Annotated in this window: 21 protein-coding genes and 4 tRNA genes; 5 read left to right on the top strand and 20 right to left on the bottom strand. The window is 69.6% G+C overall.

Features of this window, described 5'->3' with window-relative positions:
• Positions 1 to 14: 14 nt before the first annotated feature.
• From rpoB to trpE, 18 genes are all read right to left on the bottom strand, one after another.
• The gene (rpoB, locus tag N4G63_RS03015; RefSeq protein WP_260788838.1) at positions 15 to 4,136 is read right to left on the bottom strand and encodes a DNA-directed RNA polymerase subunit beta; all 4,122 of its coding nucleotides are present in this window, start codon (positions 4,134 to 4,136) and stop codon (positions 15 to 17) included.
• Between the two features lie 319 nt (positions 4,137 to 4,455).
• Positions 4,456 to 4,833, bottom strand: a complete 378-nt coding sequence (gene rplL / locus N4G63_RS03010) for a 50S ribosomal protein L7/L12 (RefSeq protein WP_260788839.1) — start codon at positions 4,831 to 4,833, stop codon at positions 4,456 to 4,458.
• 57 nt (positions 4,834 to 4,890) lie between these two features.
• The gene (gene rplJ, locus N4G63_RS03005) at positions 4,891 to 5,415 is read right to left on the bottom strand and encodes a 50S ribosomal protein L10 (protein WP_260788840.1); all 525 of its coding nucleotides are present in this window, start codon (positions 5,413 to 5,415) and stop codon (positions 4,891 to 4,893) included.
• 314 nt (positions 5,416 to 5,729) lie between these two features.
• The gene (gene rplA / locus N4G63_RS03000) at positions 5,730 to 6,428 is read right to left on the bottom strand and encodes a 50S ribosomal protein L1 (protein WP_260788841.1); all 699 of its coding nucleotides are present in this window, start codon (positions 6,426 to 6,428) and stop codon (positions 5,730 to 5,732) included.
• A 1-nt stretch (position 6,429) separates the two neighbouring features.
• Complete coding sequence (rplK, locus tag N4G63_RS02995; RefSeq protein ID WP_260788842.1) at positions 6,430 to 6,861, bottom strand: 50S ribosomal protein L11; 432 nt, start codon at positions 6,859 to 6,861, stop codon at positions 6,430 to 6,432.
• 119 nt (positions 6,862 to 6,980) lie between these two features.
• Positions 6,981 to 7,568: a transcription termination/antitermination protein NusG gene (gene nusG / locus N4G63_RS02990; protein ID WP_260788843.1), complete on the bottom strand. Its 588-nt coding sequence runs from the start codon at positions 7,566 to 7,568 to the stop codon at positions 6,981 to 6,983.
• Positions 7,569 to 7,583: 15 nt separating this feature from the next.
• Positions 7,584 to 7,970, bottom strand: coding sequence for a preprotein translocase subunit SecE (gene secE / locus N4G63_RS02985; RefSeq protein ID WP_260788844.1), 387 nt, complete (start codon positions 7,968 to 7,970; stop codon positions 7,584 to 7,586).
• Positions 7,971 to 8,147: 177 nt separating this feature from the next.
• Positions 8,148 to 8,223, bottom strand: a tRNA-Trp gene (locus N4G63_RS02980).
• A 13-nt stretch (positions 8,224 to 8,236) separates the two neighbouring features.
• Positions 8,237 to 9,427, bottom strand: coding sequence for an elongation factor Tu (tuf, locus tag N4G63_RS02975; RefSeq protein WP_260788834.1), 1,191 nt, complete (start codon positions 9,425 to 9,427; stop codon positions 8,237 to 8,239).
• 47 nt (positions 9,428 to 9,474) lie between these two features.
• A tRNA-Thr gene (locus N4G63_RS02970) sits at positions 9,475 to 9,549 on the bottom strand.
• A 66-nt stretch (positions 9,550 to 9,615) separates the two neighbouring features.
• Positions 9,616 to 9,689: transfer RNA gene (locus tag N4G63_RS02965), tRNA-Gly, on the bottom strand.
• 61 nt (positions 9,690 to 9,750) lie between these two features.
• A tRNA-Tyr gene (locus N4G63_RS02960) sits at positions 9,751 to 9,836 on the bottom strand.
• Between the two features lie 87 nt (positions 9,837 to 9,923).
• Positions 9,924 to 10,724 (bottom strand): uracil-DNA glycosylase, encoded by an 801-nt coding sequence (locus N4G63_RS02955; RefSeq protein WP_260788845.1) that lies wholly within the window; start codon positions 10,722 to 10,724, stop codon positions 9,924 to 9,926.
• Between the two features lie 53 nt (positions 10,725 to 10,777).
• Entirely contained in the window at positions 10,778 to 11,575 is a 798-nt protein-coding gene (trpC, locus tag N4G63_RS02950) for an indole-3-glycerol phosphate synthase TrpC (RefSeq protein ID WP_260788846.1), read from the bottom strand.
• Positions 11,576 to 11,594: 19 nt separating this feature from the next.
• The gene (gene trpD, locus N4G63_RS02945) at positions 11,595 to 12,629 is read right to left on the bottom strand and encodes an anthranilate phosphoribosyltransferase (RefSeq protein ID WP_260788847.1); all 1,035 of its coding nucleotides are present in this window, start codon (positions 12,627 to 12,629) and stop codon (positions 11,595 to 11,597) included.
• Positions 12,630 to 12,658: 29 nt separating this feature from the next.
• On the bottom strand, positions 12,659 to 13,723 hold the full coding sequence (gene ltaE / locus N4G63_RS02940) for a low-specificity L-threonine aldolase (RefSeq protein WP_260788848.1): 1,065 nt from the start codon (positions 13,721 to 13,723) through the stop codon (positions 12,659 to 12,661).
• Positions 13,723 to 14,313 carry an aminodeoxychorismate/anthranilate synthase component II gene (locus N4G63_RS02935; protein WP_260788849.1) on the bottom strand — a complete coding sequence of 197 codons (591 nt, stop codon included), beginning with the start codon at positions 14,311 to 14,313 and terminating at the stop codon, positions 13,723 to 13,725. The genes ltaE and N4G63_RS02935 overlap by 1 nt, the downstream gene beginning before the upstream one ends.
• A gap of 18 nt (positions 14,314 to 14,331) precedes the next feature.
• Positions 14,332 to 15,807 (bottom strand): anthranilate synthase component I, encoded by a 1,476-nt coding sequence (trpE, locus tag N4G63_RS02930; protein WP_260788850.1) that lies wholly within the window; start codon positions 15,805 to 15,807, stop codon positions 14,332 to 14,334.
• A gap of 518 nt (positions 15,808 to 16,325) precedes the next feature.
• Here trpE and N4G63_RS02925 point away from each other — a divergent pair.
• Positions 16,326 to 16,940: a chalcone isomerase family protein gene (locus N4G63_RS02925; RefSeq protein ID WP_443112034.1), complete on the top strand. Its 615-nt coding sequence runs from the start codon at positions 16,326 to 16,328 to the stop codon at positions 16,938 to 16,940.
• A 36-nt stretch (positions 16,941 to 16,976) separates the two neighbouring features.
• Here N4G63_RS02925 and gph read toward each other — a convergent pair whose 3' ends face one another.
• Positions 16,977 to 17,636: a phosphoglycolate phosphatase gene (gene gph, locus N4G63_RS02920; protein ID WP_260788852.1), complete on the bottom strand. Its 660-nt coding sequence runs from the start codon at positions 17,634 to 17,636 to the stop codon at positions 16,977 to 16,979.
• A gap of 128 nt (positions 17,637 to 17,764) precedes the next feature.
• Here gph and N4G63_RS02915 point away from each other — a divergent pair, with 128 nt between their 5' ends.
• Both N4G63_RS02915 and N4G63_RS02910 read left to right on the top strand, forming a co-directional pair.
• The gene (locus N4G63_RS02915; RefSeq protein WP_260788853.1) at positions 17,765 to 18,907 is read left to right on the top strand and encodes a hypothetical protein; all 1,143 of its coding nucleotides are present in this window, start codon (positions 17,765 to 17,767) and stop codon (positions 18,905 to 18,907) included.
• A 66-nt stretch (positions 18,908 to 18,973) separates the two neighbouring features.
• Positions 18,974 to 21,520, top strand: a complete 2,547-nt coding sequence (locus N4G63_RS02910; RefSeq protein ID WP_314599330.1) for a serine/threonine-protein kinase — start codon at positions 18,974 to 18,976, stop codon at positions 21,518 to 21,520.
• A gap of 65 nt (positions 21,521 to 21,585) precedes the next feature.
• Here N4G63_RS02910 and N4G63_RS02905 read toward each other — a convergent pair whose 3' ends face one another.
• Positions 21,586 to 22,389, bottom strand: a complete 804-nt coding sequence (locus N4G63_RS02905; protein ID WP_260788856.1) for an alpha/beta fold hydrolase — start codon at positions 22,387 to 22,389, stop codon at positions 21,586 to 21,588.
• 218 nt (positions 22,390 to 22,607) lie between these two features.
• Between N4G63_RS02905 and N4G63_RS02900 the strand changes: the two genes are divergently transcribed.
• Complete coding sequence (locus tag N4G63_RS02900) at positions 22,608 to 23,543, top strand: helix-turn-helix transcriptional regulator (RefSeq protein ID WP_443111995.1); 936 nt, start codon at positions 22,608 to 22,610, stop codon at positions 23,541 to 23,543.
• A 186-nt stretch (positions 23,544 to 23,729) separates the two neighbouring features.
• Positions 23,730 to 25,388 (top strand): 2,3-epoxybenzoyl-CoA dihydrolase, encoded by a 1,659-nt coding sequence (gene boxC / locus N4G63_RS02895; protein ID WP_260788858.1) that lies wholly within the window; start codon positions 23,730 to 23,732, stop codon positions 25,386 to 25,388.
• Positions 25,389 to 25,530: the final 142 nt, after the last annotated feature.

The following is a 25,530-nucleotide window of genomic DNA, read 5'->3' as shown; positions in this document are numbered from 1 at the left end:
CCTGTGTCGGCCGATCAGTTGCGCTCGAGTTCCATGTCGATGCCCAGCGAGCGGATTTCCTTCACCAGCACATTGAAGGATTCCGGCATGCCGGCCACGATGGCGTGCTCGCCCTTGACGATGTTCTCGTAGACCTTGGTACGGCCATTCACGTCGTCGGACTTCACGGTCAGCATTTCCTGCAGCACGTAGGCGGCGCCGTAGGCTTCCAGCGCCCAGACTTCCATTTCGCCGAAGCGCTGGCCGCCGAACTGCGCCTTGCCGCCCAGCGGCTGCTGGGTGACCAGGCTGTACGGGCCGGTGGAACGGGCGTGCATCTTGTCGTCGACCAGGTGGTGCAGCTTGAGCACGTGCATGTAGCCCACGGTGACCGCGCGCTCGAAGCGCTCGCCGGTGCGGCCATCGCTCAGGTAGGCCTGGGTGCGCGTGGGCGTCAGGCCCTTGCGCGCGGCGATGTCCTCGGGGTACGCCAGGTGCAGCATGGCGCGGATCTCTTCTTCCTTGGCGCCATCGAACACCGGCGTGGCAAACGGCACGCCCTTGGACAGGTTGGCGGCCATCTCCAGCACCTCGTCGTCCGACAGCTCGTCCAGGCTTTCGGTCTTGCCGCCCGACTGGTTGTAGAGCTGGTCGAAGAACTTGCGCAGCTCGGCCACGCGGGCCTGCTGCTGCAGCATGTCGCCGATGCGCTGGCCGATGCCCTTGCCGGCCCAGCCCAGATGGACCTCGAGCACCTGACCCACGTTCATCCGTGAGGGCACGCCCAGCGGGTTGAGCACGATGTCGCAAGGCGTGCCGTCGGCCATGTAGGGCATGTCCTCGACCGGCACGATCTTCGACACCACACCCTTGTTGCCGTGGCGGCCGGCCATCTTGTCGCCAGGCTGCAGGCGGCGCTTGACGGCCAGGTACACCTTCACCATCTTCAGCACGCCCGCGGGCAGCTCGTCGCCCTGGGTGAGCTTCTTGCGCTTCTCTTCGAAGGCCAGGTCGAAGTTGTGGCGGGTCTGCTCGAGCGAGTTCTTGATGCTCTCGAGCTGGTTGGCCACGTCGTCATCGGCCGGGCGCACGTCGAACCAGTGGAACTTCTCGACCGACGAGAGGTAGTCCTTGGTGATGACGGTGCCCTTGGCGATCTTCTGCGGGCCGCCGTTGGCGGTCTTGCCCACCAGCAGCTTCTCGATCCGGTCGAAGGCGTCGGCCTCGACGATGCGCAGCTGGTCGTTCAGGTCGAGGCGGAAGCGCTTGAGTTCATCGTCGATGATCTGCTGGGCGCGCTTGTCGCGCTGGATGCCTTCGCGGGTGAACACCTGCACGTCGATGACCGTGCCCTGCGTGCCCTGGTCGACGCGCAGCGAGGTGTCCTTCACGTCGCTGGCCTTCTCGCCGAAGATGGCGCGCAGCAGCTTTTCTTCCGGCGTCAGCGTGGTCTCGCCCTTGGGCGTGACCTTGCCCACCAGCACGTCGCCGGGGTTGACCTCGGCGCCGATGTAGACGATGCCCGATTCGTCCAGGCGGGCCAGTTGCTGCTCGCTCAGGTTCGGGATGTCGCGGGTGATTTCTTCCGAGCCCAGCTTGGTGTCGCGGGCCATCACCACCAGCTCCTCGATGTGGATCGAGGTGTAGCGGTCTTCGGCCACGACGCGTTCGCTGATCAGGATCGAGTCTTCGAAGTTGTAGCCGTTCCAGGGCATGAACGCGACCAGCATGTTCTGGCCCAGGGCCAGCTCACCCAGGTCGGTCGAGGCACCGTCGGCCACCACGTCGCCAGAGCCCACCACATCACCGCGGCGCACGATGGCGCGCTGGTGGATGTTGGTGTTCTGGTTCGAACGCTGGTACTTGATCAGGTTGTAGATGTCGACGCCGACTTCGCCAGCCATCGTTTCAGCGTCGTTCACGCGGATCACGATGCGGTTGGTGTCGACGTAGTCCACGATGCCGCCACGGCGGGCGGTGACCACGGTGCCCGAGTCGACCGCGGCCACGCGCTCGACGCCGGTGCCCACCAGCGCCTTTTCGGGGCGCAGGGTCGGCACGGCCTGACGCTGCATGTTGGCGCCCATCAGCGCGCGGTTCGCATCGTCGTGCTCCAGGAAGGGCACCAGCGAGGCGGCCACCGACACGATCTGCGCCGGTGCCACGTCCATGTACTGGATGCGCTCGGGCGAGGTCAGCACCGATTCGCCGTGCTCACGCGCCGAGACCAGCTCGTCGGTCAGCGCGCCATCCTCGCTGAGCGAGGCGTTGGCCTGGGCGATGACGTACTTGCCTTCCTCGATGGCCGACAGGTAGTCGATCTGGTCGGTCACGCGGCCGTCGCCCACGCGGCGGTACGGCGTCTCGAGGAAGCCGTACTCGTTCAGGCGCGCATACAGCGACAGCGAGTTGATCAGGCCGATGTTCGGGCCTTCCGGCGTCTCGATCGGGCACACGCGGCCGTAGTGGGTGGGGTGCACGTCGCGCACCTCGAAGCCGGCACGCTCGCGGGTCAGACCGCCCGGGCCCAGGGCCGAGACACGACGCTTGTGCGTGATCTCGGACAGCGGGTTGGTCTGGTCCATGAACTGCGACAGCTGCGAGGCACCGAAGAACTCCTTCAGCGCCGCGGAGATCGGCTTGGAGTTGATCAGGTCATGCGGCATCAGCGCGTCGGTCTCGGCCTGGCCCAGACGCTCCTTGACGGCCTTCTCGATGCGGGCGAGGCCCGAGCGGTACTGGTTCTCGGCCAGTTCGCCCACGCAGCGCACGCGGCGGTTGCCCAGGTGGTCGATGTCGTCGACCTCGCCGCGGCCATTGCGCAACTCGACGAGGATCTTCACCACGTCGAGGATGTCCTCGTTGCTGAGGGTCATCGGGCCTTCGGGCGCATCGCGGCCCACACGGGCGTTGAACTTCATGCGGCCCACGCGCGACAGGTCGTACGTGTCGGCGTTGTAGAACAGGCGGCCGAACAGGGCCTGCACGGCGTCTTCGGTCGGCGGCTCGCCGGGGCGCATCATGCGGTAGATGGCCACGCGGGCGGCCAGCTCGTCGGCGGTCTCGTCCGAGGCCAGCGTCTGGCTGATGTAGGCGCCCTGGTCCAGTTCATTGGTGAACAGGCACTGCAGGTCCTTGATGCCGGCCGCGCGCAGCTTCTTCATCAGCGCTTCGGTCAGCTCGTCATTGGCCTTGGCAATGATCTCGCCGGTGTCGCCGTCGACCATGTTGCGGGCAATGATGCGGCCCACCAGGAAGTCTTCGGGCACCGAGATGAACTGCGTGCCGTTGGCCTCGAGCTGCTTGACATGGCGCGCGGTGATGCGCTTGTCCTTCTCGACGATGACCTTGCCTTCCTTGTCGGTGAGGTCAAAGCGCGCCACTTCGCCCTTCAGGCGCTCGGCCACGAACTCCATCTGCGCACCCGCGTCCATCAGGCGGAAGGTGTCGAAGTCGAAGAAGTGGGCGAGGATCTGCTCCGGCTTCATGCCGATGGCCTTGAGCAGGATCGTCACCGGCATCTTGCGGCGGCGGTCGACGCGGAAGTACAGCACGTCCTTCGGGTCGAACTCGAAGTCGAGCCACGAGCCACGGTAGGGAATGATGCGGGCGCTGAACAGCAGCTTGCCGCTGGAGTGCGTCTTGCCCTTGTCGTGCTCGAAGAACACGCCCGGCGAGCGGTGCAGCTGCGACACGATCACGCGCTCGGTGCCGTTCACGATGAACGAGCCGTAGTCGGTCATCAGGGGCACCTCGCCCATGTAGACCTCCTGCTCCTTGATCTCCTTGACCACCTTGGCCGGCGAGGCCTCACGGTCATAGATGATCATCTGCAGCTTGGCGCGCACGGCGGCCGCAAACGTGAGACCACGCTGCTGGCACTCGCGCACGTCGAACGGCGGCTTGGCAATGTTGTATTCGATGAACTTCATCTCGACCATGCCGTTGTGCGACACGATCGGAAACGCCGACAGGAACGCGGCCTGCAGGCCTTCGGGCCGACGCTTTTGCGGCGGCAGATCCTTTTGCAGGAAGGCGACATACGCCTCGCGCTGCATGGTCAGCAGATAGGGAACCTTGAGCACGCTCACGCGCTTGCCGAAGCTCTTGCGGATACGCTTGCGTTCGGTGTAGCTGTAGGGGGTTGCTTGCGCCATGGAAACTCCGTGTCGACGACGCACACCGGGGCCGAAGGTGTGCGTCACGTCGGCGACTGGCTCTCGCGGGGTGGCGTCGCGACGATTGCGACGGCCCGAAAGCTTGGTGGCTGGCCACTACCAGCCGCTGGCGGACAACCCCGGCATTGCACCGGAGCCCGACCAAACCGGTTCTCTGCAGTCGGATCAGAGAACACTTGGAAAAGCCTTGCAGGATAACCTGCCCGGCGTTTCCAGGTGCTCTCCGGGGAAAACCCGGAAAGCGCGAAAAGCCGGCCCGGGTTGCCCCGGGGCCAGCCTGTCGACGGATGGGCCGTGATTACTTCACTTCGGCCTTGGCGCCGGCTTCCACCAGCTTCTTCACAGCGGCTTCGGCGTCGGCCTTCGGCACGGCTTCCTTGACGTTCTTCGGAGCGCCGTCCACCAGGTCCTTGGCTTCCTTCAGGCCCAGGCCCGTCAGTTCGCGCACGGCCTTGATGACCGAAACCTTCTGGGCGCCGGCTTCGAGCAGCACGACGTTGAATTCGGTCTTCTCTTCCACGGCAGCAGCAGCGCCACCGCCACCGCCGGCGGCCGGGGCGGCCATCGCAGCGGCGGACACGCCGAACTTCTCTTCAATGGCCTTCACCAGGTCATTGAGTTCCATGACGGTCATGCTGTCCATCGCGGCCAGGAAAGCGTCTTTGTCGAATGCCATTTTGGTCTTCCTTCAGTCGGAAAAAATTGGGTAGGTTCAGTAGCGGTGTGGCGCGATTCAGGCGGCCGGAGCTTCGGCTGCCGGCGCTTCGGCGCCGCCACCCTTCTGCTCGGCGACAGCGGCGATGACGCCGGCCATGCGCTGAATCGGCGACTTCAACAGGCCGGCCACCTGGGCGATCAGCACTTCGCGGCTCGGGATGGAAGCCAGGGACTTGAGCCCGTTGACGTCCAGTGCCTTGCCGGCGTACGCGCCGCCCTTGATGATCAGCTTGTCGTTGCCCTTGGCAAAGTCGGCGATGACTTTCGCCGCGGCCACCGGATCAGCGGAAAAACCGTAGATCAGGGGACCGGCCATGGTCTCCGCGGCCACCTCGAACGGGGTGCCGGCGACGGCGCGACGGGCCAGGGTGTTCTTCAGCACGTGAAGATACACACCCTTGGCACGCGCTTCGACGCGCAGCTTGTTCAGGTGTTCGACGGTGAGGCCACGGTACTCGGCCAGCGCGAGCGTCTGGGACTTGGCGGCCTGGGCCGACACGTCCGCGACCACGGCCGCTTTCTCGTTGCGATTGAGACTCAAAGGTCTGCTCCTCACTAAAACGCACCGGTGGCAGGGCTTGATTCGACCCACCCCCGGCGCACCCGGGTTGCAGCGACCAAACCTTCCGGCATCCGACCTTCACCTTGCCCGGGGGCATGGCCAAGACCCAATTCCTTCAGGCGGGACCGCCATCTGCGCTGGCCGCGCGGGACATGTGCCCGGCGATTAGGCAGCCGCAGTCGGCTGCACCAGCGGTCTTGGATGGCCCGCCCACGGCATTGCTGCCCCGGGCGGCCCACCAATCTTGTTCAGCCGGCGCGCAAGACCTTCGCGCCGGCCAGATTCAGCTCGCCTTAGCTGGCGGCGACCGTCTGCAGGTCGACGCGCACGCCGACGCCCATGGTCGACGACACGGCCAGCTTGCGCAGGTACACGCCCTTGCTGGTGGCCGGCTTCGACTTGGTCAGTGCGTCCAGCAGCGCAGCCAGGTTGCCCTTGAGCTTGTCGTTGTCGAACGAGCGGCGACCGATCGTGCCGTGGATGATGCCGGCCTTGTCGACGCGGTACTGCACCTGGCCGGCCTTGGCGTTCTTCACCGCGGTGGCCACATCGGGCGTCACGGTGCCGACCTTGGGGTTCGGCATCAGGCCGCGCGGACCCAGGATCTGGCCCAGGGTACCGACGATGCGCATCGTGTCCGGCGAGGCGATCACGATGTCGAAGTTCATGTTGCCGGCCTTGATGTCGGCAGCCAGGTCGTCCATGCCGACGATGTCGGCGCCAGCGGCCTTGGCTTCTTCAGCCTTGGCACCTTGGGCGAACACGGCCACGCGCTTGGTCTTGCCGGTGCCGTTGGGCATCACGACGGCGCCACGCACCACCTGGTCCGACTTCTTGGCGTCCACGCCCAGCTGGACGGCGACGTCGATGGACTCGTCGAACTTGGCGACGGCACATTCGCGGATGAGCGCCATGGCGTCATCGAAGGTGTAGAGCTTGAGGCTGTCGACCTTGCCGGCCGTCGTCTTTTGACGCTTGGTGAGCTTGGCCATGTCAGACCCCTTCCACGATCAGGCCCATCGAGCGGGCCGAGCCGGCGATCGTGCGCACGGCGGCATCCATGTCGGCGGCGGTCAAGTCCTTGACCTTCACCTTGGCGATTTCCTCGAGCTGGGCGCGGTTGATCTTGCCCACCTTGTCCAGGTGCGCGCGACCGGAACCCTTCTCGATCTTGGCGGCCTTCTTCAGCAGCACGGTCGCCGGGGGCGACTTCAGCACGAAGGTGAAGGACTTGTCCGCGTAGGCAGTGATCACCACGGGCAGCTTCAGACCCGGCTCAACGCCCTGGGTCTGGGCGTTGAACGCCTTGCAGAACTCCATGATGTTCAGACCACGCTGACCCAGCGCGGGACCGATCGGGGGCGAAGGATTGGCCTTGCCCGCCGGCACTTGCAGCTTGATGAAGCCGACGATCTTTTTTGCCATGAATGGCTCCTATCGAGTTCAAACGCCGGACACGCGGGCCCGGCTCCTCGTCGATGCGACCCTGTTGCTTTGCCGGGCTGGCGGCGCCGGGTCGCGCCACGCCATCAGCCCCGTGAGAATCAGACCTTCTCGACCTGCGCGAAGTCGAGTTCGACCGGCGTGGCACGACCGAAGATCGTGACCGACACCCGCACCTTGGACTTCTCGTAGTTGACTTCTTCGACCGCGCCATTGAAGTCGGTGAACGGGCCTTCCTTGACCCGCACCAGCTCGCCGACCTGCCACTCGACCTTGGGCCGCGGCTTCTCCAGACCTTCCTGCATCTGGTTGACGATCTTCATGACCTCGGATTCCGAGATCGGTGCCGGCTTGTTCTTGGCACCGCCCACGAAGCCGGTGACCTTGCTGGTGTGTTTGACCAGGTGCCAGGACTCGTCGTCCATCAGCATCTCGACCAGCACGTAACCGGGGAAGAAGCGCCGCTCGGTGACCGACTTCTTGCCGTTCTTCAGCTCAACCACTTCTTCAGTGGGAACCAGGATGCGACCGAACTTGTCGTGCATGCCCGCGCGCTCGATGCGCTCGCGGATGTTGCGCTCGACGGCCTTCTCCATGCCCGAGTAGGCATGCACCACATACCAGCGCATCGGGTTGACCGGGGCAGCGGGGGTCTCGGCCGATTCGGCCTGGGGCGTCAGTTCACTCATTGCTCGGCAACCTCTTCAGCGCTTCCAGCCCAGGATCAGGTCGTACAGCACCCACTCGATCGTCTTGTCGGTGGCGAACAGGAAGATCGCCATCGCAAACACGAACGCAAACACGTAACCCGTCATCTGCATGGCCTCCTTGCGCGCTGGCCAGACGACCTTCTTGGTCTCCTTGACCGAATCGCGACCGAAGGCGATCAGCTGCTTGCCGGTCTCGGCCGCGAAGAAGGTGGCCACGGCGCCAGCCAGCAGCACCAGCAGCGCCAGCACGCGCAGCCACAGATCCTGCTTGCCCAGCAGGTAGTAGGCCACCACAGCCGCCACAACCAGCACACCCGCGGCGGCCAGCTTGGCCTTGTCGGCGCCGGTGGAAACAGTTTCGATCGGAGTGTTGGTGGCCATGTGCTTCTTGCTCGCAGCACCTGCATCGGCCCAGCGGGCAGCGCGGCAGTGCGACGTATCCATCAGCAGCAAAGCCCGCCGGCCTGTTTGGGCCTGCGGGCTGCGCCGTTCAGGGCGGTATCGAAAGGGTGCCGCTGGTGCAGCGTGCCTTTGGCGACGATCAGGTCTTCAGGCGGGTGGCAGGGGCGGAGGGAATCGAACCCCCGACCTTCGGTTTTGGAAACCGGCGCTCTACCAATTGAGCTACACCCCTGCGGACGAACCTCTTACTCGATGATCTTGGCGACGACGCCGGCGCCGACGGTGCGGCCGCCTTCACGGATGGCGAAGCGCAGGCCTTCTTCCATCGCGATCGGGGCGATCAGCTTGACCGTGATGCTCACGTTGTCGCCGGGCATCACCATTTCCTTGTCCTTCGGCAGCTCCACCGCGCCGGTCACGTCCGTCGTGCGGAAGTAGAACTGGGGACGGTAGTTGTTGAAGAACGGGGTGTGGCGGCCGCCCTCTTCCTTGCTGAGCACGTAGATCTCGGCGGTGAAGTGGGTGTGCGGCTTGACCGAACCCGGCTTGCACAGCACCTGGCCGCGCTCGACGTCTTCACGCTTGGTGCCGCGCAGCAGGATGCCCACGTTGTCGCCAGCCTGGCCCTGATCGAGCAGCTTGCGGAACATTTCCACGCCGGTGCAGGTGGTCTTGACCGTGGCACGGATGCCCACGATCTCGATTTCTTCGCCGACCTTGACGATGCCGCGCTCGACGCGACCGGTCACCACCGTGCCGCGGCCCGAGATCGAGAACACGTCTTCCACCGGCATCAGGAACGCACCGTCCACGGCGCGCTCGGGCGTCGGGATGTAGCTGTCGAGTGCATCGGCCAGACGGAAGATCGCCTGCTCGCCCAGATCACCGGTGTCGCCTTCGATGGCCAGCTTGGCCGAGCCCTTGACGATCGGGGTGTCGTCGCCCGGGAAGTCGTACTTGCTGAGCAGCTCGCGCACTTCCATTTCGACCAGCTCGAGCAGCTCGGCGTCGTCGACCATGTCGCACTTGTTCAGGAAGACGATGATGTAGGGCACGCCCACCTGACGCGCCAGCAGGATGTGCTCGCGGGTCTGGGGCATCGGGCCGTCAGCGGCCGAGCACACCAGGATCGCGCCGTCCATCTGCGCCGCACCCGTGATCATGTTCTTCACGTAGTCGGCGTGGCCCGGGCAGTCCACGTGCGCGTAGTGGCGGTTGGCCGTCTCGTACTCGACGTGCGCGGTGTTGATCGTGATGCCGCGCGCCTTCTCTTCGGGCGCTGCGTCGATCTGGTCGTAGGCCTTGGCCTCGCCGCCGAACTTCTTGGCCAGAATCGTCGTGATCGCCGCCGTCAGCGTCGTCTTGCCGTGGTCAACGTGTCCAATCGTGCCCACGTTCACGTGCGGCTTGGTACGTTCGAACTTGCCCTTTGCCATGTTGCGCGCTCCTCGCGATCAAACAGGTAAATGAAGAGAATGATAGGTGGTGCCCATGGCGGGAATCGGACCCGCGACCTCTCCCTTACCAAGGGAGTGCTCTACCACTGAGCCACATGGGCAGTCGACACAGGATTGAACCCGACAAGGCGCAATCCGGTACCGACTTCAAAGAACCATCCGCACGCTGGAGCGGGAAACGGGAATCGAACCCGTGTCATTAGCTTGGAAGGCCAAGGTTCTACCATTGAACTACTCCCGCCTTGCCATACCCCGATGCACTCGCGTGCCGCGCATCAAGGCCCAACAATTTTTTCTTCGCTTGGTGGAGGAGGCTGGATTCGAACCAGCGTAGGCGTAAGCCAACAGATTTACAGTCTGCCCCCTTTAGCCACTCGGGCACCCCTCCGCGGCGAAGAACTGAGGACTATAGCAGAGTTTCCATGACACAACAATGACTGCCGGCTGGGCTGGCGTTCTGAAGCCCCGCGGCCGTTCAGCGCCGCCAGTCCAGCCGCGGCAGGTCGGCATGGCGCTCAGCCGCGAAGGCCTGGGCCGCCGCGAAATGCCCGCAGCCGATGAAGGGCACGGGCGGGCGGCGCGCCGACAAGGGCGAGGGGTGGTTGGCGCACAGCACGCGGTGCCGGCCGGCACCGGCCGCGTCGATCAAGGCCCGCTTGGCCTGCGCATGTGCGCCCCACAACAGGTAGGCCTTGTCGCCCGCGTCGGCGGCGGTGGCGCGGATCAGCGCGTCGGTCAGCGCCTCCCAGCCCTGCCGGGCGTGGCTGGCCGGCTGGCCGTCCTCGACGGTGAGGGTGGTGTTGAGCAGCAGCACGCCCTGGCGCGCCCAGCAGGACAGCTGGCCGTGCGCCGGCGGCAGCAGGCCCAGATCGCGCTGCAGCTCGACATCGATGTTGCGCAGGCTGGGCGGGATGCGCTGGCCGGCGGGCACCGAAAAGGCCAGGCCCTCGGCCTGCCCGGGGCCGTGGTAAGGGTCCTGACCCAGGATCACCACACGCACCGCGGCGCGGGGGGTCAGGCGCAGGGCGTGGAACACGTCGGCCGGGTAGATCGTGGCTCCGGCGGCCTGGCGGCCGGCAATGAAGCGGCGCAGCGCCTGGCCTTCGGCCGATGCCGCCCAGGCCGCGATCAAGGGCGCCCAGTCGCCCAGCCTGGTGGCGGCATGCGCCAGCACGGCATCGATCGGCTCGGCCAGGCGGTTGCTGGCGGCTGGCGGAGGCGCCGGGGCGGCGCCGGCCGGCGCGTCAAACAGGCTGGCCTGCGCCGATCCGGCCACTGCGCGGGTTGCCGCTGGCGCGGCCATGTCGACCGGCGCTGCCGAGCCGCGCCTCACGCGAACAGCCGGGCCAGCTCGGCACCCGGGTCGTCGGCGCGCATGAAGGCCTCGCCCACCAGAAAGGCGTGCACGTTGGCCTCGCGCATGCGGCGCACATCGGCCGGGCCCACGATGCCCGATTCGGTGACCAGCAGGCGGTCGGCAGGCACGCGCGGCAGCAGGCCCAGCGTGGTGTCGAGCGACACGTCAAAGGTGCGCAGATTGCGGTTGTTGATGCCGACCAGCGGCGTCTTCAGGCGCAGCGCGCGCTCGAGCTCGTCGCTGTCGTGCACCTCCACCAGCACATCCAGGCCCAGCTCGACAGCGCAAGCTTCCAGCTCGGCCATCTGCGCATCGGCCAGGCATGCGGCGATCAGCAGGATGGCGTCGGCACCCATTGCCCGCGCTTCCAGCACCTGGTAGGGGTCGACGAGGAAGTCCTTGCGGATCACCGGCAGCGTGCAGGCGGCGCGCGCCTGCTGCAGGTATTCGGTGCAGCCCTGGAAGAACGGCCGGTCGGTCAGCACGCTGAGGCAGGCCGCGCCGCCGCGCTGGTAGCTGGCGGCGATGTCGGCGGGGCGGAAATCGGCGCGGATCACGCCCTTGCTGGGGCTGGCCTTCTTGGCCTCGGCAATCACGGCCGGCAGGCCGGCGGCCACCTTGGCCTGCAGCGCCGCGGCAAAACCGCGTGGCGGGTTGAGTCGGTTGACCTCGTCGGCGCGGATGCGCAGCGCGGCCTCGGATTCGGCGGCGCGCGCAGCGGCCACCTCGGTCCACTTGACCTCGACGATCTTGTTCAGGATGTCGGACATGGCGAGTTCCTCTGGACGGTCAGGCAGCGCCCAGGCGCTGCGTGGCGGCGACAAACTGGTTCAGCCGGGCCACTGCCGCGCCCGAGGCCACGGCCTCGCGGGCACGCTTGACGCCTTCGGCCACGCTGGCGGCCACGCCGGCCGCATACAGCGCCGCACCGGCGTTGAGCAGCACGATGTCGCGCACCGGGCCGTCCTCGTTGGCCAGCGCGCGCTGGATGCACTGCACCGATTCGTCGCGGTTGGCCACGCGCAGCACACGGCTGTCGTAGACCGGCAGGCCGAAGTCGCTGGGGTGCACGACGTACTCGCGCACCTCGCCGTTCTTGAGCTCGCCCACCAGGGTCTCGCCCGACAGCGAGACCTCGTCCATGCCGTTCATGCCGTAGACCACCAGCGCATGCTCGGCGCCCAGGCGCTGCAGCACGCGCACCAGGATGCCCACCAGATCGGGGTGGAACACGCCCAGCAGCGTGTTGGGCGCGCCGGCCGGGTTGGTCAGCGGGCCCAGGATGTTGAACAGGGTGCGCACGCCCAGCTCCTTGCGCACCGGCGCGGCATGCTTCATCGACGCATGGTGGTTGGGCGCGAACATGAAGCCGATGCCGGTCTCGGCGATGCACGCGGCCACCTGCTCGGGCTTCAGGTCGATGCGTGCGCCCAGGGCCTCGATCACGTCGGCCGAGCCCGAGGTGGACGACACGCTGCGCCCGCCGTGCTTGGCCACGCGCGCGCCGGCCGCGGCCGCCACGAAGGTGGACGCGGTGGAGATGTTGAAGGTGTGCGAGCCGTCGCCGCCGGTGCCGACGATGTCGACCAGGTGCGTGCGGTCGGCCACCGCCACCGGCGTGGCGAACTCGCGCATCACCTGGGCGGCGGCGGCGATCTCGCCCACCGTTTCCTTCTTGACGCGCAGACCGATGGCAAAGGCCGCGATCATCACCGGCGACATCTCGCCCTGCATGATGCGGCGCATCAGCGCCAGCATCTCGTCGTGGAAGATCTCGCGGTGCTCGATGACGCGGGTCAGGGCTTCGGTGTTGGTGATCGGCATGGCGGATCTCCTGGCAGCGGTTCAGGGGGTCAGGACAGCAGAAATTCGCGCACCGCGGCAACGGCGCGGTCGATGCCGGCATCGTCGACATCGAGGTGGGTGACGAAGCGCAGGCCGATCAGGCCGGTGGCCAGCACGCCGCGCGTGGCCAGGTGGGCCAGCAGCGCCGCACCGCGGCCCTCGGCCACGCCGTGCAGGCTGGCGAAGACGATGTTGGTCTGCGGCGGCGTCACGCTCAGGCCCGGCAGGCCGCTCAGGCCGTCTGCCAGGCGACGGGCCCGGGCATGGTCGTCGGCCAGACGCGCCACATGGTGGTCCAGCGCATGCAGCGCCGCGGCGGCCAGCAGGCCCACCTGGCGCAGGCCGCCGCCGGTGACCTTGCGCCAGCGCCGCGCACGGGTGATGAACTCCGCCGGGCCGACCAGGGCCGAACCCACCGGCGCGCCCAGGCCCTTGCTGAAGCACACGCTGACCGTGTCGAAGCCGTGCGCCAGTGCGGCCGGCACTGCGCCCGAGGCCACGGCGGCGTTGAACAGGCGCGCGCCGTCCAGGTGCGTGGCCAGGCCGCGGCCATGGGCCAGCGCGGTGGCCTCGGCCACATAGGTGGCGGGCAGCACGTTGCCGTTCCAGGTGTTCTCCAGGCACAGCAGGCGACTGCGGGCGAAGTGCAGGTCGTCGGGCTTGATGGCCGCGGCGATGTCGGCCAGGTCCATCGTGCCGTCGGGGCGCATCGCCAGCGGCTGCGGCTGCAGCCCGCCCAGCACTGCGCCGCCGCCGCCCTCGTAGCGGTAGCAATGCGCCAGCTGGCCGACGATGTACTCGTCGCCGCGCGTGCCATGGGTGAGCAGCGCGCACAGGTTGCTGGCCGTGCCGCTGGGCATGAACAGCGCGGCCTCCTTGCCCAGCAGCGCGGCGATGCGGGCCTGCAGCGCATGCACCGTGGGGTCGTCGTCGAACACGTCGTCGCCCACCTCGGCGGCGGCCATGGCCGCACGCATCGCCGCGGTGGGCCGCGTCACCGTGTCGCTGCGCAGATCAACCACCGGGCCGGCGGCACGGGTGCCGATACCGGATCCGTAGGCCACGCCGCTCATCAGGCGCCTCGGCCCAAGTTGAGGAAGTTGCGCAGCATCGCGTGGCCGTGCTCCGACAGGATGCTCTCGGGGTGGAACTGCACCCCTTCCAGCGGCTGATCGGTGGCGGCCAGGTCGCGGTGGCGCACGCCCATGATCTCGCCGTCCTGGCTGGTGGCCGTGACCACCAGCTCCTTCGGGCAGCTGGCCTGCTCGATCACCAGCGAGTGGTAGCGGATCACGTTGAACTGCCTGGGCAGGCCCAGGTAGACGCCCTGCTGGTCGGTGCTCAGCACATCGGCCTTGCCGTGCATCTGGGTCTTGGCGCGTACGATGTTGCCGCCGAGCGCCGCCCCGATGCTCTGGTGGCCCAGGCACACCCCCAGGATGGGCAGCTTGCCGATGTAGGCCTGGATGGCCGGCACGCACACGCCGGCCTCGGCCGGCGAGCAGGGGCCAGGCGAGAGCACCAGGTACTGCGGCTTGAGCGCACCGATCTCGTCCACCGTGATCTCGTCGTTGCGGATCACGCGCACGTCCTGGCCCAGCTCACCGAAGTACTGCACCAGGTTGAAGGTGAAGGAATCGTAGTTGTCGATCATCAACAGCATGGTCGTTCTCCTTCGTCCTCAGAAGCCTTCTTCCACCAGCTCGGCGGCGCGCAGCAGGGCGCGCGCCTTGTGCTCGGTTTCCTTCCACTCCATCGCCGGCACCGAATCGGCCACCACGCCGGCCGCGGCCTGCACGTACAGGGTGTTGTTCTGCACGATGCCGGTGCGGATGGCGATGGCCACGTCCATGTCGCCGGCAAAGCTGAGGTAGCCACAGGCGCCGCCGTAGATGCCGCGCTTGACGGGCTCCAGCTCGTCGATGATCTCCATGGCGCGGATCTTGGGCGCGCCGCTCAGCGTGCCGGCCGGGAAGGTGGCCTTGAGCACATCCATGTTGCTCATGCCGTCCTTCAGCAGGCCTTCGACGTTGCTGACGATGTGCATCACATGCGAGTAGCGCTCGATCTCGAAGGCCTCGGTCACCTTCACCGTGCCGGTCTTGGCGATGCGGCCGATGTCATTGCGCGCCAGGTCGATCAGCATCAGGTGCTCGGCCCGCTCCTTGGGATCGGCCTGCAGCTCGGCCGCCAGCGCGGCGTCGCGCTCGGGCGTGGCACCGCGCGGGCGTGTGCCGGCCAGCGGGCGGATGGTGACCTTCTGGCCCTCGGGCGTGGCCTCCTCGCGCACCAGGATCTCGGGGCTGGCGCCCACGATCTGGAAGCTGCCCATGTCGTAGTAGTACATGTACGGGCTCGGGTTCAGCGAGCGCAGTGCGCGGTACAGGCTCAGCGGGCTTTCGGTGTAGCGCTTTTTCAGGCGCTGGCCGATCACCACCTGCATGCAGTCGCCGGCGGCGATGTAGTCCTTGGTGCGCTCGACCATGCGCTCGTATTCGGGCTGCGACAGCTCGTATTCGACGCTGTGGCTGGCACCGCGCCTGACCTGCGGCGCGGTGACCGAGTAGCGCAGCTTGTCGGCCAGTTCGGCCAGGCGGCGCTTGGCCTTGAAGTAGGCCTCGGGCTGGCCGGGGTCGGCGTAGACGATCAGGTACAGCCGGCCCGACAGGTTGTCGATGACCGCCAGCTCCTCGGTCTGCAGCAGCTGGATGTCGGGCGTGTCCAGGCCGTCGGCCTTGCGCACCTTGGCCAGCTTGGGCTCCATGAAGCGCACCGCGTCATAGCCGAAATAGCCGGCCAGGCCGCCGCAAAAACGCGGCAGGCCCGGGCGCAGCGCCACCTTGAAGCGCTGCTGGTAGGCGGCGATGAAATCGAGCGGATTGCCCTCGTGGCGCTCGACCACCTGGTCGTCGGTGACCACCTCGGTGGCAAAGCCGGTGGCGCGCAGCAGCGTGCGTGCGGGCAGGCCGATGAAGCTGTAGCGGCCGAAGCGCTCGCCGCCCACCACCGATTCGAGCAGGAAGCTGTGCTTGGCACCGCCAGCCAGCTTGAGGTAGAGCGACAGCGGGGTTTCCAGGTCGGCAAAGGCCTCGGTCAACAGCGGAATGCGGTTGTAGCCTTGCGCGGCCAGGCTCTGGAATTCAAGTTCAGTGATCACGACAACAGGCCTCCGGCGCGCCAGCCGCGGGCGCACATCGAGGCACCGGCTGCGGCATGGCAAGGGTTTGGGGCAGATCGCGGCGCGCGTGCAGCGGCTGCGACAACAGGCAAGGGGGCGGGCCGTGGGGCGCGGGGGCTGTCAGGCACCGCAGGTGCTGCAGACGCCGGCCGGCAGGCGCGTCAGACGAAGGCGGACGAGCGTCGCCAGGGCCAAGCCCCCCGGTCGGCCGACCCTTTGGTCTGAGTGCGCGCAATGAACATGGCAACGAGTGTAGCAGCGGCCATTTGACCCGCCGATGACCCACCGGTGACGGCCTTTGCCGATGGCGGCCCCGCCACGGGGCGGCGGCGCGGCGGCCAGCCACCCCATGTTCGGGGCCTGTGTCATATTTATCGAATACGCTAGATTCACAGGCCGCCTGGTAACCACAAGTACCATCGCGGGCGGCGTGCGCGATCACGCCGCCGTGCCTGCATAGGAGTGTTGTGTTGCCCCGTCCTGTTCACCCCATCGCCATGCGCCTGCTGACGACGGGACTCGCCGCGGCCGGCATCGTGGCCGGCCTGCTGCTGCCGATCACGGCCCGTGCGCAGCCTGACACGGCCGGTGTGCGCTACGAGCCGCAGGTCAGCCTGGGCGGCAGCGTGCTGCAGCTCAACGGGGCCGGCGTGCGCTACAAGGCCATGTTCAAGGTCTACACCGCCGGGCTGTACCTCGGCGCCAAGGCCGGCAGCCCCGAGGCCGTGCTGGCCCAGGGCGGGCCCAAGCGCATCCACGTGGTGATGCTGCGCGACATCGACGCCAACGAGCTCGGCCGCCTGTTCACCCGCGGCATGCAGGACAACGCGCCGCGCGAGGAGTTTTCGCGCAGCATTCCCGGCACCATCCGGCTGGCCGAAATCTTTGCGGCCAAGAAGAAGCTGGTCACCGGCGACCAGTTCAGCGTCGACTGGACCCCCGCCAGCGGCACCGTGGTGCGGGTCAACGGCAAGGCGATGAACGAGCCGATCCCCGAGCCCGAGTTCTTCAACGGCCTGCTGCGCATCTGGCTGGGCAAGTCGCCCGCCGACCACCTGCTCAAGGACGCGCTGCTGGGCCGCCAGCCCGCCACCGCCAGCCCGTTGAACTGACAGGCTGAGAGCCTTTCACCCGCGCCCGGCGCGCGCTCACAGCGGCCAGCGCAGCGCGTCGAGGCGCGAGATCACCGCATCGGGTGCGCTGGCCTGCACCGGCTGGCCATGGTTGTAGCCATAGTCCACCAGCACCACCGGGCAGCCGGCCGCGCGCGCGGCCTGGGCGTCGTTGCTCGAGTCGCCGATCATCAGCGTGCGCGCCGGCACGCTGCCCAGCGCGCGGCAGGTTTCCAGCAGCGGCAGCGGGTCGGGCTTCTTGCGGGCAAAGGCATCGCCCCCGAACACCTGGCTGAAAAAGCCATCCAGGCCCTTGGCCGCCAGCAGCGGCCGCGCAAAGGCGCCCGGCTTGTTGGTCAGGCAGGCCAGCGGCAGGCCGGCAGCGGCCAGGCGCTGCAGGCCCTCCAGCGCACCGGGATAGACCCGCGAGGCCTGGCCGTTGATGGCCAGGTAGTGGCGCTGGTAGAGCGGCCAGGCGCGGTCGGCCAGCGCCTCGGCATCGGCGCCCACGGCCAGCAGCGTGCTGCGGATCAGGTGCTCGCTGCCCTTGCCCACGGTGCGCTCGATGAAGGCCCGCGGCACCTGCGGCAGGCCCAGCTCGTCGAGCATGCGGTTGAGCGCCAGCTCGAAATCGCCCACGGTGTCGACCAGGGTGCCATCCAGGTCGACGATGGCGGCTTGCAGGGGAGCGAACATGGGCAGGGGCGGCAACAAGGGTGGAGGGCCTGCACGCAAGACGCGCGGCGGCCGGGGCGGGGGCGATCACGGCGATGGCCCGCAACGCGCGGCACTGTAGCCCAGGGGCTGACGTAGCATCGGCAGCGATGTCGGCTGTCGCCTTGATCCGCTCGCTGGTTCGCCGGTTCTGCCCACCGGCCAGTGCCCGGCCCGCGGCCGTGGCCAGCGCCCTCAACTGCGCCGCGCTGCTGGTGGGGCTGGCCGCGCCGGCAGCGCACGCGCAGGGCCCGGCCGACGGCCCGGCCCCGCCCAAGGCGCCGGCCAGGGTTCTGCAGCCCCTGAGCCTCGACACCATTGCTGCCGCGCTGCAGCGCCCGGTGGGGCTGGCCATGCCCTCGCCGCGCACCAGCGGCGCTTTGCAGCTCCAGGGCAAGCGTTTCTACATCGCCGAGTACCAGCTGCTGGTGGAGGTGGGCAGCGAGCAGCCCGCCGCGCCCGAGGCCGCGCTGGCCCTGGGCCGCCCGGTGGACAGCCCCGCGCTGCAGCTGGCCCTGCGCGCCCACCCCGACCTGGCCGCGCTGCAGGCCCTGACCGACCGCGCCTGGGCCGATCTGCAGGCCCGCCTGGCGGCCGCCGGCGTGCAGCCCGAGGCCGCGGCCACGCTGCTGGGCCAGGGCCGCGCGGTGTACGAGGCCGATGCCCCGGCCAGCACGGCCGCGGCACCGGTGATCGTGAGCGCGCGCAGCGGCGACACGCTGCGCCGCTACCTGGTGCTGGCCCCCAGCGGCATGGGCATCGTGCCGCGTGTGCCGGGTGGCCTGAACCCGGGCAATCTGGCCGCGCGCCTGGCCTTCGCGGCCCAGGGCATCGAGGGCCTGTCACTGGCCATTGCGGTGAACCTGGGCGGGCTTGACGGCGGCATGGCGCGCCGCTCGGGCTTTGCCGGCAGCGCGCCGGCGCTGTCACCGCTGATGGAGGTGGTGCCCGCGCCGCAGGCCGCCCTGGTGCTGGCCCATGGCCAGCTGGCACTGGTGAACCTGGCCGAGGCGCTGGTGCTGGCACCCGAGTTCGGCCGTCTGGTGCCGGCCGAAGCCGAGGCCGGCCGCGCCCCGGCCGATGCGCTGGCAGCCCTGCTGGCGCTGGGCCGCAAGCTGGGCGTGGCGCCGGGCGACCCGCCGCGCCTGGACACCCTGCTCGAGCTCGACGGCCCGGCCACGGCGCGCGCGCTGCTCTACGGCGCCGCGGCGGCCAACCAGGCGATTGCCGATGCGCTGAAGGCCGCCCGCTGAGCCCGGCCACAGCCCCTTGAGCGGGGCCGCCGCCCCGTGCAGGGTGGCTGCTATCCTCGTTGCACGATGTCCAGCCACGACCCCGCCGATCCACCCAGCGCGCTGCCGCGCGGCACGCGGCTGGGCGAATACGAGATCCGCCGCGTCCTGGGCGTGGGCGGCTTCGGCATCGTCTACCTGGCCTTCGACCACGCGCTCGAGCGCGAGGTGGCCATCAAGGAGTACATGCCCGGCTCGCTGGCCGGCCGCAGCCCAGCCACGCTGGAGGTGGCGGTGCTGTCGCAGGCCAACAGCGAATCGTTTGCCCTGGGCCTGCGCTCTTTCGTCAACGAGGCGCGGCTGCTGGCGCGCTTCGACCACCCCTCGCTGGTGAAGGTGCACCGCTACTGGGAGGCGCACCACACCGCCTACATGGCCATGCCCTTCTACGCCGGGCAGAACCTGCAGCAGGTGCGCCGCCTGCTGCAGCACCCGCCCGACGAGGCCTGGCTGCGCAGCATCGTCGAGCCCCTGCTGGGCGCGTTGGAGCGGCTGCACCGCGAGGGCGTGTTCCACCGCGACGTATCGCCCGACAACGTGCTGCTCGAGCCCGACGGCCGCCCGGTGCTGCTGGACTTCGGCGCCGCGCGGCGCGTCATCGGCGACAAGAGCATGGCGCTCACCGCCATCCTGAAGCCGGCCTATGCGCCGATCGAGCAGTACGGCGAGGCGGTGACGGTCAAGCAGGGCCCGTGGACCGACCTGTATGCGCTGGGCGCCACGCTGCACTTTCTGCTGCTGGGCCGTGCGCCGCCGCCGGCCACTACCCGCACCGTGCACGACGACCTGGTGCCGCTGTCGCTGCAGGCCCTGCCCGGCTGCAGCGAGCGCTTTCTGCGCTGCGTGGACTGGATGCTGCAGCCGCGCCCGGCCGACCGGCCGCAGCAGGTGGCCGAACTGGCCGAGGCCCTGGCCGGCCGCCGCGAGCCGCCGCTGCCCGCCACCCACTACGCGCGCACCCAGACCATGCGCCACGGCGTGCCCGACACCGGCGCGCCGGCGGCGGCGGCCACCACGGCGCCCGACGCCACCACCGAGCTGCTGCCCGCGGCTGGCGCCCCACCCGGCTGGGCACCCACCGCCGTGCTGGGCGACGCCGCATCGCCCGCCCACCTGGACATCGGGCTCGACGGCCCGCTGGCACCCGCGCCCGGCACCGGGCCCGCGGGCGGTGGCGCCAGCGGGCCCGCCAGCGCGGCGGCGGCGGATCGCCCGGCATCGGCCTTGGCGCAGCGCGCGTTGCCGGGTGGCCGGTCGGATGACATTGCGGGCGCCAAGCCAGGCCCGACGCCCCGCCTGGCATCGCAGGCGGCCCCGGGCCTGGCCGGCGCGAACGCACAGCCAGCGCCTGAACCGGCACATCAGCCGGCACATCAACCGGCACAGCAACCGGCACATCAGCCGGCACCTCATCTGGCCCATCCGCCGGCGCCGCCAGCCGACCGGCCCGCGGCCAATGCGCCGACAGGCCCAGCGCCATTGAGCCACGGGCCGCCCGGCCACCCGCTGCCCGCCGGTGCAGCGCCCACCCAGGCCACGGCCGCAGCGCCCACCGGGCCGGCGCCGCCGATCATCGAGCGCCTGTGGCCCACGCCGCAGCCGGCACCGCAAGCTGCGCCAGCCACCGTGCGAGCCCCGGCGCGCTGGCCGCTGCCGGTGGCGCTGAGTGCGGCGCTGGCGGTGGGCGCCGGTGTCTGGTGGAGTCTGGGCGATGGGGCCGCGCCGGTGCCGCCCCCGGCCGCGGCCGCGGCCAGCAGTGCCGCGGCGGCTGCGTCGCAGGCAGCCGTGCCCCTGCCATCGCCCATGCCGGCGGCGCCGCAGGCGCCATCGCCGCAGGCGCCATCGCCGCAAGCGTCATCGCCGCTGGTGCCCTCGCCGCGGCTGGCTGCGCCGGAAGCGGCGATGACGGCCAGCGTCGGTGCGGCCAGCCGGCCGACGCCCGACCCGGCTGGGCGGCCGCTGCCGCAGACCCGGCCAAGCTCGCCCGCCATGCCGGCCGCGCCCGCCGCGACGGGCCAGGCGGCAGCGGGCGCCACCGCCAGCAGCGCGCCGGCGCGCGCCTACCGCTGGCCCATGCTGCCCCCGCCTGCCACGGCCCCCGCCCCAGCCCCGGCGCCCACGGCGGCACCGGCGGCCGCACCGCTTGCGGCGCCCGGTGCGCAGCCCGCGCCGGCCAGCCCGCCAGCGGCGGCTGGCGCCTCGGCCGCTGCCGCGCGCCCGGCGGCCGGCACGGCCGCGCCGTCTCCGGCACCTGCACGCGCTGCAGCGGCGCTGCCGCCGGCCCCCGTGCCGGCGCCAGCCACCACCACCGTGCCAGGCAACAGCCCGCCGGCCACGCCGCCCGCGGCGGCACCGGCACGTGCAGCGGCGGCGGCCGCTGACCTCGACCCCGAGGCCGACGGCATGCTGCTGAAGGCCCGCGTGCTCAGCCCGGCCGAGCGCTGCGAGGGCCGGGTACTGATCGCGCTGTGGGCCTGCATCGAGCGCCAGTGCAACCGGGCACCCGAGCTGCGCAACCATCCCGAATGCGCCAAGGCGCGCCGCGAGGCCGAGCAACGCGGCGAGCCGCGCTGATCAGCGGCCACGGCCCGGCTCGGGCCCCTGGCGGCAGCGCCGCGCCACACCGCGCCGCGCCCCGGTCAGACCTTTGCCGCCCGGTGCGGCGCCATCCAGGCCTGCACCGCGTCGATCACCGCCTGCGGCTGGTCGCGGTGCGGCGAGTGGCCGCAGGCGGGCAGCTCGAGCAGCTGCGTCTGCGGGCAGCGCTCGGCAATGCCGTGGATCTGCGCCAGCGTGCCGTACTCGTCGTCACGCCCCTGGATGGCCAGCAGCGGGCCGCGGATGCCGCGCAGCGCGTCGCCGATGGCCCAATCGCGGAAGGCGGGGTGCAGCCAGATGTCGTTCCAGCCCCAGAAGGCGCTGTCGGGCTGCGCATGGTGGCGCGCCAGCCGGCCGCGCAGCCCGCCGTGCCGGTAGGCCTCGCGCGCCTGGGCGATGCTGTCCAGCGACAGCGGCTCGACCAGGATGTGCGGTGCCAGCACCACGGTGCCGGCCACCCGGTCGGGCCAGCGCGCGGCATGCAGCAGCGCGATCGAGCCGCCGTCGCTGTGGCCGAACAGCCAGGGCGGCTGCGCCTGCACATCCACCGCCAGCGCCGCCAGCAGTGCCGGCAGCAGCTCGTGCGCCTGGCGGTGCATGAAGTCGGGGGCCCAGGCTTCATCGGCCGCCCGCGGCGTCGAGCGGCCATAGCCGGGCCGCGAGTACACCAGTCCGCGGCAGGCCAGCGCGGCGCACAGCCGGGCCGGAAACTCGCGCCACATCGACACCGAACCCAGGCCTTCGTGCAAGAACACCAGCAGCGGCGCGGCGGCGTCGGCCACGCCCAGCCACTGATATTCGATGCACACCCGGCGCGTGGCCCAGTCGATGTCGACGAACTGCACGGGGGTGGCCGGAGCGACAGGGTGGGCCGGTGGAGCCGGTGGAGCCGGTGGAGCCGGTGGAGCCGGTGGAGCCGGTGGAGCCGGTGGAGCCGGTGGGGCCGAAACCGGCCCGGGTGCAGGGGTCATCTCACGCGCCTTGCCGCCGGTCGATTCGGGTTGCGGCGCCGAATCGGATGAATTATTGTGCGTGCCGGCAACGATAGGTTTGAGGAGTTCGGGTGTCAAGCACGATAGTTCATGAGGCGGCCATGGCCGGCGACCCCGACGCCGGCGCCGAGTCCGACGACAAAAACCCGTTCCTGGTGGCCCTGGGCGAGCGCGCGCGAGCGCTGCGGGCGCGCCGCGGCATGACCCGCAAGGCCGTGGCCCTGGCCGCGGCGGTGAGCGAGCGCCACCTGGCCAACCTCGAGTACGGCATTGGCAATGCGTCGATCCTGGTGCTGCAGCAGGTGGCCCAGGCCCTGCATTGCCCGCTGGCCGAGCTGACCGGCGACATCACCACCTCCACGCCCGAGTGGCTGCTGCTGCGCGAGCTGCTCGAGCACCGCGACGAGGCCACGCTGCGCCGCGTGCGCGTGGCCGTGGGCGAGCTGCTGGGCACCGGCGGCGGCAATGCCGGGCGCAGCCCGCGGGTGGCGCTGATCGGCCTGCGCGGGGCCGGCAAGTCCACGCTGGGCCAGCTGCTGGCCGACGACCTGGGCTTTGCCTTCGTGGAGCTGAGCCGCGAGATCGAGAAGTTTGCCGGCTGCAGCATCAGCGAGATCCAGGCGCTGTACGGCCAGAACGCCTACCGCCGCTACGAGCGCCGCGCGCTGGAAGAGGCGATCCAGATCTACCCCGAGGCGGTGATCGCCACGCCCGGCGGCCTGGTGTCCGACCCCGCCACCTTCAACCTGCTGCTGGCGCACTGCACCACGGTGTGGCTGCAGGCCAACCCCGAAGACCACATGAAACGCGTGGCCGCCCAGGGCGACATGCGACCGATGGCCGCCAGCGCCGAGGCCATGGACGACCTCAAGCGCATCCTGGCCGGCCGCGCCGCGTTCTACTCGAAGGCCGAGTTCAGCCTCGACACCAGTGCCCAGGCGCTGGAGCCCAGCTTTGCCGCACTGCGCGAGCTGGTGCGCCAGGCCCTCAGGCTGCCGCTGGCCTGACCCCGCCCGCCGGCACCCGGCCCACCGCCCCTCCCCCGCCGAGCCGGCCCCACCCCGCCACCAGCGCTGCATGCAGCGAATTGCTTGACCACGCCCATTGACATGCACGATACTGCCTGCACTGATTGCAGACCAACGCACTATCCTGCCTAAGCCGCCAGCCGCGGCACCGCCGAGGAGCCCACCGTGAGCCAAGCCGCCCGAGTCGACTACCAGACCGACCCCTCCCGCTACCGCCACTGGGCGCTGAAGGTCGAAGGCGCCATCGCCACGCTGGCGATGGGTGTCGACGAAAACGGCGGCTTGGCGCAGGGCTACAAGCTCAAGCTCAACAGCTACGACCTGGGCGTGGACATCGAGCTGAACGACGCCATCAACCGCGTGCGCTTCGAGCACCCCACGGTGCGCACCCTGGTGCTCACCAGCAGCCGCGACAAGGTGTTCTGCTCGGGCGCCAACATCTTCATGCTGGGCCTCAGCAGCCATGCCTGGAAGGTGAACTTCTGCAAGTTCACCAACGAGACGCGCAACGGCCTGGAGGATTCGTCCAGCCTCGACGGGCTGCGCACCCTGGCCGCCGTCAACGGCGCCTGCGCCGGCGGCGGCTACGAGCTGGCGCTGGCCTGCGACGAGATCATCCTGGTCGATGACCGCAGCAGCGCCGTGAGCCTGCCCGAGGTGCCGCTGCTGGGCGTCCTGCCCGGCACCGGCGGCCTGACCCGCGTGACCGACAAGCGCCGCGTGCGCCACGACCTGGCCGACATCTTCTGCACCACCACCGAGGGCGTGCGCGGGCAACGGGCCAAAGATTGGCGCCTGGTCGACGACATCGCCAAGCCCGCCGTGTTTGCGCAGAAGGTGCACGAGCGCGCCCAGCACCTGGCCGCCACCAGCCACCGCCCGGCGCATGCCGCTGGCGTACGCTTAAGCCCGCTGAACAAGACCCTGGAAGCCGACGCGCTGCGCTACGGCCACGTCACCGTGGAGATCGACCGCGCCCGCCGCACCGCCACCTTCACGGTGCGCGCCCCCAGCGGTGCCCAGCCCGCCGATGTGGCCGGCATCGAGGCCGCCGGTGCCGCCTGGTACCCGCTGGTGCTGGCGCGCGAGCTCGACGACGCCATCCTCGAGATGCGCACCAACGAGCCCGAGATCGGCACCTGGCTGCTCAAGACCCAAGGCGATGCCGCCGCCGTGCTGGCGCTGGACGAGACCCTGGCCGCGCTGGGCGACCACTGGCTGGTGCGCGCCACCATCGGCCACCTGCGCCGCACCTTCAGCCGCCTGGATGTCAGCTCGCGCAGCCTGTTCGCGCTGATCGAGCCGGGCTCGTGCTTTGCGGGCAGCTTCCTCGAGCTGGCGCTGGCCTGCGACCGCAGCTACATGCTGATGCTGCCCGACGACGCCGCGCGCACGCCCAGGCTGGCGGTGAGCGGCGCCAACTTCGGCATGTACCCGATGGCCACCGGCCAGAGCCGCCTGGGCCGGCGCTTCTACGACGAAGCCCCGGCGCTCGACGCCGTGCGCGCCACGCAGGGCCAGCGGCTGGACGCCGACGCAGCCTTCGCGCTGGGCCTGGTGACCAGCAACCCCGACGACATCGACTGGCCCGACGAGACCCGCATCGCGATCGAAGAGCGCGTGGCGATGAGCCCCGACGCCCTCACCGGCATGGAGGCCAACCTGCGCTTCAACGGCGTGGAGAGCATGGCCACCCGCGTGTTCGGCCGCCTCACCGCCTGGCAGAACTGGATCTTCCAGCGGCCCAACGCGGTGGGCGAGAAGGGGGCCCTCAAGGTCTACGGCAAGGGCGACAAGGCCCAGTTCGACTGGCATCGTGTTTGATGGCTCATCCGCCTGCTGCGCGAACCGATCTCGCGCCTGCGCTGCTCGCCGTACGGGTGTACGGCTGCGCTGCTCGACGCCAGCTCGACCCGCTCGCTACGGCGGCTGAACCATCAAACCGTGCTGAATATTCCGACCACGT

Source organism: Aquabacterium sp. OR-4, assembly GCF_025290835.2.
In the GTDB taxonomy this organism is placed as follows: domain Bacteria; phylum Pseudomonadota; class Gammaproteobacteria; order Burkholderiales; family Burkholderiaceae_C; genus Pseudaquabacterium.
This window is presented reverse-complemented; position numbering and strand designations above follow the sequence as displayed.

Excerpts from the sequence above, each read along its gene's own strand:
- N4G63_RS02915 (WP_260788853.1), top strand. The coding sequence starts at position 17,765 with ATGTCGGCTGTCGCCTTGATCCGCTCGCTGGTTCGCCGGTTCTGCCCA.
- N4G63_RS02910 (WP_314599330.1), top strand. The coding sequence starts at position 18,974 with ATGTCCAGCCACGACCCCGCCGATCCACCCAGCGCGCTGCCGCGCGGC.
- gph (WP_260788852.1), bottom strand. The coding sequence starts at position 17,636 with ATGTTCGCTCCCCTGCAAGCCGCCATCGTCGACCTGGATGGCACCCTG.
- rplK (WP_260788842.1), bottom strand. The coding sequence starts at position 6,861 with ATGGCAAAAAAGATCGTCGGCTTCATCAAGCTGCAAGTGCCGGCGGGC.
- trpD (WP_260788847.1), bottom strand. The coding sequence starts at position 12,629 with ATGCCGATCACCAACACCGAAGCCCTGACCCGCGTCATCGAGCACCGC.
- rplL (WP_260788839.1), bottom strand. The coding sequence starts at position 4,833 with ATGGCATTCGACAAAGACGCTTTCCTGGCCGCGATGGACAGCATGACC.
- N4G63_RS02935 (WP_260788849.1), bottom strand. The coding sequence starts at position 14,313 with ATGCTGTTGATGATCGACAACTACGATTCCTTCACCTTCAACCTGGTG.
- rplA (WP_260788841.1), bottom strand. The coding sequence starts at position 6,428 with ATGGCCAAGCTCACCAAGCGTCAAAAGACGACGGCCGGCAAGGTCGAC.
- N4G63_RS02925 (WP_443112034.1), top strand. The coding sequence starts at position 16,326 with ATGCGCCTGCTGACGACGGGACTCGCCGCGGCCGGCATCGTGGCCGGC.
- trpC (WP_260788846.1), bottom strand. The coding sequence starts at position 11,575 with ATGTCCGACATCCTGAACAAGATCGTCGAGGTCAAGTGGACCGAGGTG.
- tuf (WP_260788834.1), bottom strand. The coding sequence starts at position 9,427 with ATGGCAAAGGGCAAGTTCGAACGTACCAAGCCGCACGTGAACGTGGGC.
- rpoB (WP_260788838.1), bottom strand. The coding sequence starts at position 4,136 with ATGGCGCAAGCAACCCCCTACAGCTACACCGAACGCAAGCGTATCCGC.
- secE (WP_260788844.1), bottom strand. The coding sequence starts at position 7,970 with ATGGCCACCAACACTCCGATCGAAACTGTTTCCACCGGCGCCGACAAG.
- ltaE (WP_260788848.1), bottom strand. The coding sequence starts at position 13,723 with ATGAGCGGCGTGGCCTACGGATCCGGTATCGGCACCCGTGCCGCCGGC.
- nusG (WP_260788843.1), bottom strand. The coding sequence starts at position 7,568 with ATGAGTGAACTGACGCCCCAGGCCGAATCGGCCGAGACCCCCGCTGCC.